The sequence below is a fragment of the Streptomyces sp. Mut1 genome (assembly GCF_030719295.1).
GTDB classification, from domain to species: Bacteria; Actinomycetota; Actinomycetes; order Streptomycetales; family Streptomycetaceae; genus Streptomyces; species Streptomyces castrisilvae.
The window spans coordinates 6725554-6734314 of the sequence record NZ_CP120997.1; the positions used below are offsets into that span (position 1 = coordinate 6725554).

General features: G+C 71.4%; 10 protein-coding genes. 8 read left to right on the plus strand and 2 right to left on the minus strand.

The genetic code is table 11. The features are described 5' to 3' along the window. The first annotated feature begins 47 nt into the window (after positions 1 to 47). Genes P8A18_RS29170 through P8A18_RS29180 form a run of 3 tightly spaced genes read left to right on the plus strand, consistent with a single transcriptional unit; the run spans position 48 to position 2697 of the window. The gene (locus tag P8A18_RS29170; protein WP_306059307.1) at positions 48 to 731 is read left to right on the plus strand and encodes a response regulator; all 684 of its coding nucleotides are present in this window, start codon (positions 48 to 50) and stop codon (positions 729 to 731) included. Next, positions 728 to 2164: a sensor histidine kinase gene (locus P8A18_RS29175; protein ID WP_306059309.1), complete on the plus strand. Its 1437-nt coding sequence runs from the start codon at positions 728 to 730 to the stop codon at positions 2162 to 2164. Before P8A18_RS29170 ends, P8A18_RS29175 begins: the two co-directional genes overlap by 4 nt. Continuing rightward, a complete protein-coding gene (locus P8A18_RS29180) occupies positions 2161 to 2697 on the plus strand; it encodes a hypothetical protein (RefSeq protein WP_306059311.1) in 537 nt (178 codons plus the stop codon). The genes P8A18_RS29175 and P8A18_RS29180 overlap by 4 nt, the downstream gene beginning before the upstream one ends. A gap of 87 nt (positions 2698 to 2784) precedes the next feature. Here P8A18_RS29180 and P8A18_RS29185 read toward each other — a convergent pair whose 3' ends face one another. Then, the gene (locus P8A18_RS29185; RefSeq protein ID WP_306059313.1) at positions 2785 to 3582 is read right to left on the minus strand and encodes an SAM-dependent methyltransferase; all 798 of its coding nucleotides are present in this window, start codon (positions 3580 to 3582) and stop codon (positions 2785 to 2787) included. A 106-nt stretch (positions 3583 to 3688) separates the two neighbouring features. Between P8A18_RS29185 and P8A18_RS29190 the strand changes: the two genes are divergently transcribed. From P8A18_RS29190 to P8A18_RS29210, 5 genes are all read left to right on the plus strand, one after another. Continuing rightward, a complete protein-coding gene (locus tag P8A18_RS29190) occupies positions 3689 to 4387 on the plus strand; it encodes a hypothetical protein (RefSeq protein WP_306059315.1) in 699 nt (232 codons plus the stop codon). Then, entirely contained in the window at positions 4387 to 5169 is a 783-nt protein-coding gene (locus tag P8A18_RS29195; protein ID WP_306059317.1) for a hypothetical protein, read from the plus strand. Before P8A18_RS29190 ends, P8A18_RS29195 begins: the two co-directional genes overlap by 1 nt. A 106-nt stretch (positions 5170 to 5275) precedes the next feature. Next, complete coding sequence (locus tag P8A18_RS29200) at positions 5276 to 5872, plus strand: hypothetical protein (protein WP_306059319.1); 597 nt, start codon at positions 5276 to 5278, stop codon at positions 5870 to 5872. After that, positions 5869 to 6510, plus strand: a complete 642-nt coding sequence (locus P8A18_RS29205) for a hypothetical protein (protein ID WP_306059321.1) — start codon at positions 5869 to 5871, stop codon at positions 6508 to 6510. Before P8A18_RS29200 ends, P8A18_RS29205 begins: the two co-directional genes overlap by 4 nt. Before the next feature lie 258 nt (positions 6511 to 6768). Then, complete coding sequence (locus tag P8A18_RS29210) at positions 6769 to 7359, plus strand: hypothetical protein (protein WP_306059323.1); 591 nt, start codon at positions 6769 to 6771, stop codon at positions 7357 to 7359. Positions 7360 to 7640: 281 nt separating this feature from the next. Here the strand turns inward: P8A18_RS29210 and P8A18_RS29215 are convergent, their stop codons facing one another. After that, entirely contained in the window at positions 7641 to 8732 is a 1092-nt protein-coding gene (locus P8A18_RS29215; protein ID WP_306059325.1) for a ricin-type beta-trefoil lectin domain protein, read from the minus strand. Between the last annotated feature and the right edge of the window lie 29 nt (positions 8733 to 8761).

Below are 8761 nucleotides of genomic sequence, written 5' to 3' on the forward strand. Positions count from 1 at the left end.
CGCCCGCCCGTTCGCATCCATTCCTTGATCGCTGGGAAACTGACGCCATGCCTCGCGTGCTCCTGATCGAAGACGACCCCTCCGTGCGGGAAGGGGTCGAACTGGGGCTGCGCAGGCGCGGACACGAGCTGCGGGCCGTCGGTACGGGCGAGGCGGGGCTCGCCGCGCTGGGCGAATTCCGGCCCGATCTGGTCCTCCTCGACCTCATGCTGCCCGGCATGAACGGCGTCCAGGTCTGCCGCCGGATCCGCGAGACCAGCCAGCTGCCCGTCATCATGCTCACCGCGCGCGGCGACGACTTCGACGTCGTGGTGGGCCTGGAGGCGGGCGCCGACGACTACATCGTCAAACCCGCCCGCACCGAGGTCATCGACGCCCGCGTCCGCGCCGTGCTGCGCCGGATCGCCGTCCCCGCCGGACGCGGCGGCACCGAGACGCACGGCGAGCTGACCGTCGACCGCGCGGGCCTGGCCGTCGCGAAGTCCGGCGAGCGCCTGCTGCTCGCACCCTCCGAACTGAAGCTCCTGCTCCACCTCTCGGCCTCGCCCGAGCAGGTCTTCAGCCGCCAGCAGCTCCTCGAATACGTGTGGGAGCACAGCTACCACGGGGACGCCCGGCTGGTCGACGCCTGTGTGCGCAGGCTGCGCCAGAAGGTCGAGGACGTGCCCGGCAGCCCCCGCTACATCCAGACCGTGCGCGGTTTCGGCTACCGTTTCGGACCCCTTGAGTGAAGCTCTTCGCCGCCCGCTTCGGCCTGCGCACCCGGCTGATCGCCGCGTTCCTGTTCGTCGCCGCCGTCAGCGCCGCCACCACCGCGGCCCTCACCTACCGCGAGGCCCGCTCGGCGATACTCCAGCAGGCGCAGGACACCGCCGTGTCCCAGTTCCGGGACCGGGTCGCGGCCCAGGGCATCACCATTCCGCTGGACCGGGTCTGGATGCGGGAGATCTGCCTCACGCTGGCCCGGCAGGGCACCTCGCACACGTGGACCGTCTTCGCCGAATACGGGAACCTGCGGGCCTCCTCCTCGGACCGGACGACCTCCACCGTGATCACTCCCGCGCTGCGCGCCGCCGCCCGCGGCAGCGCCCACGGCTCGTTCCAGCGGGTCGTCAAGAACGGCAAGCCGTGGCTGACCGTCGGCATGCCGACCCTGTTCGACCGGGGCGACGGCAGCCAGCCCACCGGCCTCGTCCTCTACGCCGTGATGCCGCTGTCCAGCGAGGAGGCCAACGTCGCCGCCATGGTCACCGCCGCCCGTGACGGCGCCCTGCCCGCCCTGCTCGTCGCCCTGGTGCCCGCCCTGCTCGCCGCCCGCAGCGTCCTGCGCCCGGTGCGCGACCTGCGCAGGGCCGCCGCCGGCATCGGCCGGGGTGAGCTGGACACCCGCATCACGGTGCGCGGCAACGACGAAATCGCCGACCTCGCCTGGACGTTCAACGAGTCGTCGACCAAGCTCCAGGAGTCCGTCGACGAGCTGCGCCGCGCCGAGGAGCGGGCCAGGCGCTTCGCCTCCGACGTCTCCCACGAACTGCGCACCCCGCTCGCCGGCATGCTCGCCGTCACCGAGGTCCTGGACGAGGACGCCGGTGAACTGCGCCCCGACACCGCCGCCGCCGTCCGGCTGATCAGCGCGGAGACGGGGAAGCTCGCCACCCTGGTGGAGGACCTGATGGAGATATCCCGCTTCGACGCCCGCGCGGCGGACCTGCACCTGGACGAGGTCGATGTCGCCGAGACCGTACGCAAGACGCTCCAGAGCCGCCGCTGGGAGGGCCGGGTCACCACCGAACTCGCCGACGGCGTACGGGCGGTGCTCGACCCGCGCCGCTTCGACGTGGTCGTCGCCAACCTCGTCGGCAACGCGCTGCGGCACGGCGCCGAACCGGTCACCCTGCGGGTGCGTACCGGGCGGCGGGACGACGGGGACCGGCTCGTCGTGGAGGTCCGGGACAGCGGACCCGGCATCGACGAGGCCGTGCTCCCGCACATCTTCGACCGCTTCTACAAGGCCGACGCGGCGCGCACCCGGTCGGCGGGCAGCGGTCTCGGCCTCGCCATCGCGCAGGAGAACGTCCGGCTGCACGGCGGCACGGTCGGCGCGGCGAACACCCCGGGCGGCGGCGCGGTGTTCACCGTGGACCTGCCGATGGGGGAGCGGTGAGGGGGCGGCGCGCACTCGGCGCGCTGCTGCCCGTACTGCTGCTCGCGACCGCCACCGGCTGCGGCATCCGCGCGACGGACGTCGTGGAGGCCGGGGAACCGGCGACGGTGGAGGTGGCCCCGGCCGGTCAGCTCGGCACCCTGCTGTACTTCGTCTCCTCGTCCACGGCCTCCCGGCTGCTGCCGGTCGTCCGGAACGTCGGCTGGGAGGGCTATGGCGACGATGACGGCCGGAAGCAGGGCGGACCCGTCGGGGCGTCGGCCGCCGTCGCCCTGCTCTTCCAGGGGCCCAACGCGGCGGAGAAGGCGGCGGGCCTGCGCACGGAGCTGCCCGGGGACCTGGTGAAGGTCGGCGTCGAGCTGAGCGCGCAGGGCGTACAGGTCACCCTCACCCTCCCGGTCACCGGACTCTCCCGGGCGGCCCGCGAGCAGCTCATCTGCACCGCGGCCCGAGCCCGTACCGCCGACCGCACCGAGGCGGTCACGGTCACCGGCACGGACGGCGTCATCGGCCCGGCGCACTGCTCCGTCTGAGCAGGGACGGGAGCCGGCGCGCGAGCTCCGTGGAGCGCCGGCGGGCCGGGGCCGTGTGTGGTCGCGCCTTCGCCGTCAGCGGTGCGGTCAGCTGGTTTTGAGGGCGACTGCTCCGTAGACGCCGATCGCGGCCGGCCGTGCTGAGGAGGGTGTGTCCGGCCGCCAGGAGGGGACGGAAACGAGGCCGGGCGTCAGCAGCTCGAAACCCTCGAAGAACTTCCCGATCTCGCTGTGGGAGCGCGGGGTGAGGGGCGTGGTGGCTGTGTCGTAGACGGCTTGTGCCGCGCTGCAGTCGGCGAAGTCGTCGGTGGCGTGCGAGAGCACCAGGTAGCTGCCGGCCGGGAGCGCGTCGCGCAGGGTGGCGACGATCCGTTCGGGCCTGTGCGCGTCAGTGAGGAAGTGGAGCACGGAGGTGAGGAGCAGGGCGAGGGGGCGGTCGAAGTCGATGACGTCGCGGACGTGGGGATGTTCCACGATGGCCCGCGGGTCGCGGAGGTCGGCGAGCGCGACGCCGATCGTGTCGGAGCTGCGCAGCAGGGCGTCCGCGTGTGCGGTGACGATCGGGTCGTTGTCGACGTACGCGACGCGCACGTCGGGCGCCGCTTCGAGGGCGACCTCGTGCACGTTGGGGGAATGGGGCAGCCCGGTGCCGATGTCGAGGACCTGCCGCACGCCCGCGCCGACGACGTGGCGGACGGCGCGCTCCAGGAAGGCACGGTTGGCACGGGCGCCGGCCCGCTCCTGGGGCGCGGCGGCGACGAGTTCGTCACCGGCCTGTTGGTCCACCCGGTAGTTGTCCTTGCCGCCGAGCAGGTAGTCGTAGATCCTCGCGGAGTGAGGTCGGCCGGTGTCGATCACCGGGACGGATAAGCCATGCTGCCTCAAGTGGCGCTCCTCTCGGCGGTCGCTGCCGTCAAGGGGCTGCGGGGGCCGGACGTGTGCTCTCCCGGGCCGCGTGACGTGAAGCGCGCAGTCCGGGTGTGCGACGGGCATGCGTACGTTCGGCCGACGTCCGCAACAGGTCGACACGGGAGTCTGCCGATGGTGCGATCCTGCCCTTGCGTCCGACGGCATGTCAACTAAAGTACACAAGAGCAAGATCGATGATGGCGAGAGAGATCATTACGTGAGTGCGAGCCGTGACGAGGGAGAGGCCCGGAGAGGCGCTGCCGCCGAAACGCTGTGTCCGCCACCGAACTCCCTTGCGCAGAAGCTGAAGTCGCTCATGGCCCACCGGAAGGACACACGGGGCAGGCCGTACGTCTCCCGCACCCTGTCGCAGGCCGTCGACGACCTGCCCGACCCGCCCGCGACGACATCGTTCGCGCTCATCGCGAAACTTGCCGGCGGCCAGCAGGACAACCCGACGATCAAGACCGTCCTCGCCCTGTGCCAGGCCCTCGGCGACGTGCCGCCGGCATACCTGCTGCCGCACGCCGGCTACGACGACCTCGCAGCGCTCGAAGCCTTCGAGAACCCGCTCGCCCGTCGCTTGCTCGTCCTGCTGAGCGACCTGCCGGAGAGTGAAGTCCGCAAGGTGGTCGCACATCTGGAACGCCGGCGTGAAACCCTCGGCCTGTCCTCCGTGCCGGACGACGGACCGAGCGCCGAGAAGCCGAGGAAGGCCCGGCGACGGCGGACTGAATCCGAAGCCGCCCAATACGCGGCCGATGCACTGGAAGGTCTCTGATGGACGGCATGATATTCGGCTCCTGCGCCGTCGCGGGAGTGATCGTCACCGTGCTCTGCGCCCGGAGAGCCATGCACCACCCACGCGTGTTCACCTGGTTAATCGCCGTGGCGTTCGGTGTATGCACCGTGGGAGTCTTCTTCGCGGTACCCGCGGTCGCCGGGACGGCCGAGGACATCACCGGCCTGGACAACGCCGGGAAGCTGGTGGCGCACGTGTGCGCCATCCTCTGGTGCGCGGCACTGCAGATCACGATGGTGGACCTGGCCTACCGCCCGGAGTACCTACGAGCCGCCATGTACCAGCGCGTCTTCGCGGCAGTCGTCGTACTGGCCGTGATGGTCCCGCTCTTCCTCGCCGCGAACGGCCGGGACGTCGAGTTCACCACGGCGTACGCCGACCATCCGTCCGTGGCCGCCTACCTGCTCGTCTACCTCTCCTACGTCCTGGTCACCTGCGGCGAACTCGCCTTCATGTGCGGCCGCACCGCCCGCCGATGCCGCACTATCCGTCCCTGGACCGGCGCCGGCTTCGCGCTGTGTGCTCTCGCGGCGGTGCTGGGCGTCGGTTACACGATGTCCAAGGGCTCCTACATCGTCTTCTACACACTCGACAGCCCGTGGTCCCTCGCCGTCGAGGAGGCAGTGAGCCCGGCACTGAGCGGGCTCGCCGTCCTCTTCCTCTTCGCCGGCCTGACCATGCCGATGCTCGGCGGGCTGCTCCAGCGGCTGCGTGGACGCGAGCAGACCACACAGGCGCGTCGGTCAGTGGTCGACCTGTAGGGGCGGCCGGGGGCAGCAGCGCCCTCGGCCCCGCCTGCTCGTTTCCGTGCGCGCTGCGGCGGGTGCGTGCGAAAATCCGCTTGAGGGCGGCGCGAAGGAGCAGGCGATGAGACGGCTCGACCGGAGGATCCAGTTCCACAACGCTGACGACCAGACCGCCGACTGGATGGCGCAGGCGCGTACGGCCGAGACGCGTACGCGCATCCGACGCTGGTCGCGGGTGGAGACGACCGGCGTGCTGACGGTGCTGGTCGGTGCCTCGCTGCTCGTCCTCGCCCCGTTCGCGACGCTCGCGCTGGCCATCTGGTTCGGCGTCGCCGGCATCGGCCGTACGGACGTGTACTGGTGGGTGTGGGGCATTGCCGCCGGGGTGCCGCTCGTCGGAGGCATCCTCATGGCCGTGGGCAGTCGCGAGCGCCTCGCGGCCTGCTTCGCGGACGGGTACGTGTCGACGGGCCGTGTCGACAAGGTGATCGAGCAGTCCGGCAGCGGCGACGACACCACGTCGTACCAGTTGAGGGTCAGCGCCGAGCTGCCCGACGGCGTCGTCCTCCACCGGAAGGTGTACCTGGACGGAAGCAACCCCCGTCGGCGGATCGGAGGACCGATCCGTTTCCGTCACAACACCCTTGACCCCGACGACGCGCACGACGTTCTGTTCGACGGGTTCCCGGGTGCGGACGCGAAGGCGGTGCGATCATGAGCCGGCCGGAGAGCGGAGAATCCCGCCTGGTCCGGGAATCGGAGGACCGCCTGAGTTCCGAGCGCAAGCAGTTCAGGGTCATGTGGATCCTGGTCGCCGTGCTGGTGGCCTGGCTGGCCTTCGGGTTCGTCCGGGAGCCGGCCTCCTCCTGGCTGGAGCGTTGGATCGTCGGTGGCCTCGCCTGCTGCTTTGCCGCGCCCATGATCGGGACGAGGGGCTGGCGCAAGACGCTCCCCGCGCTCGACCGCACTCCACGGCAGGCCACCGTCACCGGGCGCGTCCGCTTCGACGTGGATCCCGATTCCGACAGCGACATGCCCGCCTACGCCCTCATCGAGGTCCGCCTCGACATCGGCGGCGTCCAGGTCGACACGACGATCGCCGACATCGTCGCCTCGGAAAGCCTTGCGCGCTTCGCGGTCGGCTCGGTCTGGGAGGTGTACGCGTTCGAGAACCCGGCCGAGCTGAACCACGACCACCGGACCCGGGTCCTCCTCGCCGAACCCCACGAGGACGTCATCCGTTCCGGATACGACCTCGGCGCCTACACGCTGCATCAGGAACCGGGACCGGGATCGGACCTGTTGCGGCGCCGCTTCGCCAACGACCGCCGTACGCGGAAGGCGGCAGGCTCATGACCAGTGGGCAGACCGATGAGTGGATGAGCCGCGCGAAGACCCCGGAGACCCGGGCACGGATCCGCCGGTGGACGCGGTGGGAGGGGGTTTCCCAGTGGGTACTGACAATCGGCGCCTACGGGGATCGGGAGACTCGGCGGGGCCGGACGACCGCTGGATCGGGCGGGCGATCCGCCTTCGCCACAACACGTCCGACCCTGACGACGAGCACGACGCCCTCTTCGTCGGGTTGCCCGACGACACGAAGGAGAGCCCCCGATGAGCTTCCTGCGCTCCGGCAAGCGGTCCCGCACGAGAGAGGAACGATTCGCCGAGGGCCACTTCGCCGTCGGCGTGATCGAGAACTCCATCGAGGAGCCCGCCGGGGAGACGCAGGGCGCCGACACGCTCGTCATCAGGGCCGACGTACGGGGACACCGGGCCTTCCGCCGGAGCGTGACCTGCCCGTTGTCGATGCCCGGCCGAGGCCGCGACCTGGTCGGACAGCCCGTCGGCTTCCGGCACGTGACCGACGACCCCGACGACGTGGAGGACGTGTTCGTCGTCCGGTGGCCGGACGAGGTCAGGAAGGCTCTTGAACCGTTCCGTCCCGTGGGCCCGGGGGCGAGGCGCGCACGGGCATGGAGGTTCCTCGGTCAGTGCAGCGCGGTCGTCACGGTGGGAGGGATCCTGCTGACCTCGGTGATGCTCATCGGCGTGGTGTTCGCCTCCGAGGTGTTCGCCGATCTCCCGGCGTGGTTCCGGCCCGGCGTGGCGCTCGCCGCGAGTGCGGGCGCGGCGGTGCTGGGGACGCTCACATTCGCCCTCTGCGACTCCCGCATGTCGGCGGCTCTCGCTCGCACCCGGTGACCTCCGGCGCCTCAGCCCGTCGCGCGGTGGGAGGTGCGCGGGGCGGGCGCGGGGGACTGGGCCGCGCGGGTCACGTCGCCGACCAGCTCGACCACGTCGGGGCCGTACGCCTGGGAGTTGACCACCTTCAGCAGCAGGCAGAAGGTGTTGTTGCCGTGCTTGCGGGCGAGACGCCTGGAAACCGGCGTCGGTCGTCGAGACGTTCCGCGGAAACGCAGTGTGGTTCTGCGCTCCCACCATCGTCTGATGGACGCGGCCCGTGTGCAGGGCCGTCGGCGGACTCAGCGCCTGCTCCACTTCTGGTTGTCCTGGCCGTTGCAGTCCCAGAGCTGGAGGCGGGCGCCGCCGCCGGTCTGCGCGTTCTTCACGTCCACGCACTTGTTGGCCTGCGGGTTCACCAGGTCGTGGTCGGCGCTCAGCACGAACTGCTGGGCCGGGTTCCCGCTGCACCACGCGATCTGGATCACCGCACCGTTGTCGTGCGAGCCCCACGCCACGTCCATGCAGAGGCCCATCGAGCGGATGGTGCCGTCCGGGCGGAAGTCCCATTTCTGCCAGTTCTTACCGGTGCAGTTGGCGATCTGGAGGGGGGAGCCGTCCGCCCCCTTGTGGGCCACCATCTCGATACAGCGGTTGGAGGCGTGGCCGAAGAGCGTGGTGCCCGGCGCCGCGGTCACCGTGGTGGTGACGGCGGGCTTCGGGGGCGTCTTCTTCTTCGGCTTCTGCGGAGTCTTCGACGGCTCCGGGTTCTTCGGTGCCTCCTGCGTGCTCCTCGGCACCGCCGGGCCCCCCACCACGGCGCCCGTCTTCGGCTCGTGCTTCCCGTCGTCCTCCTTGCCCTTGCCCGCGGACGGCGACGGCGACGGTGACGACGGGGCCGGGTCGGCCGATCCGTAGACGCCGGGTGCCGCGCCGTTGCCCGAGTCGTTCAGCACCGTGCCCGCGTCGGCCACCCGGTCCGCCGGTCCGCCGTTCCCCGGCCCCGATCTGTCCAGTGCCCCCGACACCAGGAATGGCACCCCGACCAGTAGCGCCCCCGCGATGGCCGCACCGGCCAGCAGGCCCCGGGACGGACGGCCGGAGGGACGGGGGGCCGTGGACTTGCCGCTGGCTGCCGAGTCGGCCTCGGGCTCGGCTTCCGCCTCGGCCTCCGCCGTGGCTGTGGCCGCCGGTTCGGTGTCCGGAGCCGCCGCCTGCGCGGCAGCCGCGTCGGGTGCCTCCGGTGCGGGCGTGCTCTCCGGGGCGGCGGGCTCCGGCTCGGCGGTCTTCGCCAGTTCCGAAGAGGCGGCTGCTTTTGGCGCCTCCGGCTCCGATGCGGTCGGCGTCGCCGCGGCCGCCGCGCCCTGGTGGTGCGGTTCGTTCCTGCCGGACATGGTCTTCCTTTCGGGGTGGTGGTGCGGGG

Coding starts and splice junctions, on each gene's coding strand:
- P8A18_RS29195 (WP_306059317.1), top strand. CDS start 4,387: ATGGACGGCATGATATTCGGCTCCTGCGCCGTCGCGGGAGTGATCGTC.
- P8A18_RS29170 (WP_306059307.1), top strand. CDS start 48: ATGCCTCGCGTGCTCCTGATCGAAGACGACCCCTCCGTGCGGGAAGGG.
- P8A18_RS29215 (WP_306059325.1), bottom strand. CDS start 8,732: ATGTCCGGCAGGAACGAACCGCACCACCAGGGCGCGGCGGCCGCGGCG.
- P8A18_RS29190 (WP_306059315.1), top strand. CDS start 3,689: ATGCGTACGTTCGGCCGACGTCCGCAACAGGTCGACACGGGAGTCTGC.
- P8A18_RS29205 (WP_306059321.1), top strand. CDS start 5,869: ATGAGCCGGCCGGAGAGCGGAGAATCCCGCCTGGTCCGGGAATCGGAG.
- P8A18_RS29210 (WP_306059323.1), top strand. CDS start 6,769: ATGAGCTTCCTGCGCTCCGGCAAGCGGTCCCGCACGAGAGAGGAACGA.
- P8A18_RS29200 (WP_306059319.1), top strand. CDS start 5,276: ATGAGACGGCTCGACCGGAGGATCCAGTTCCACAACGCTGACGACCAG.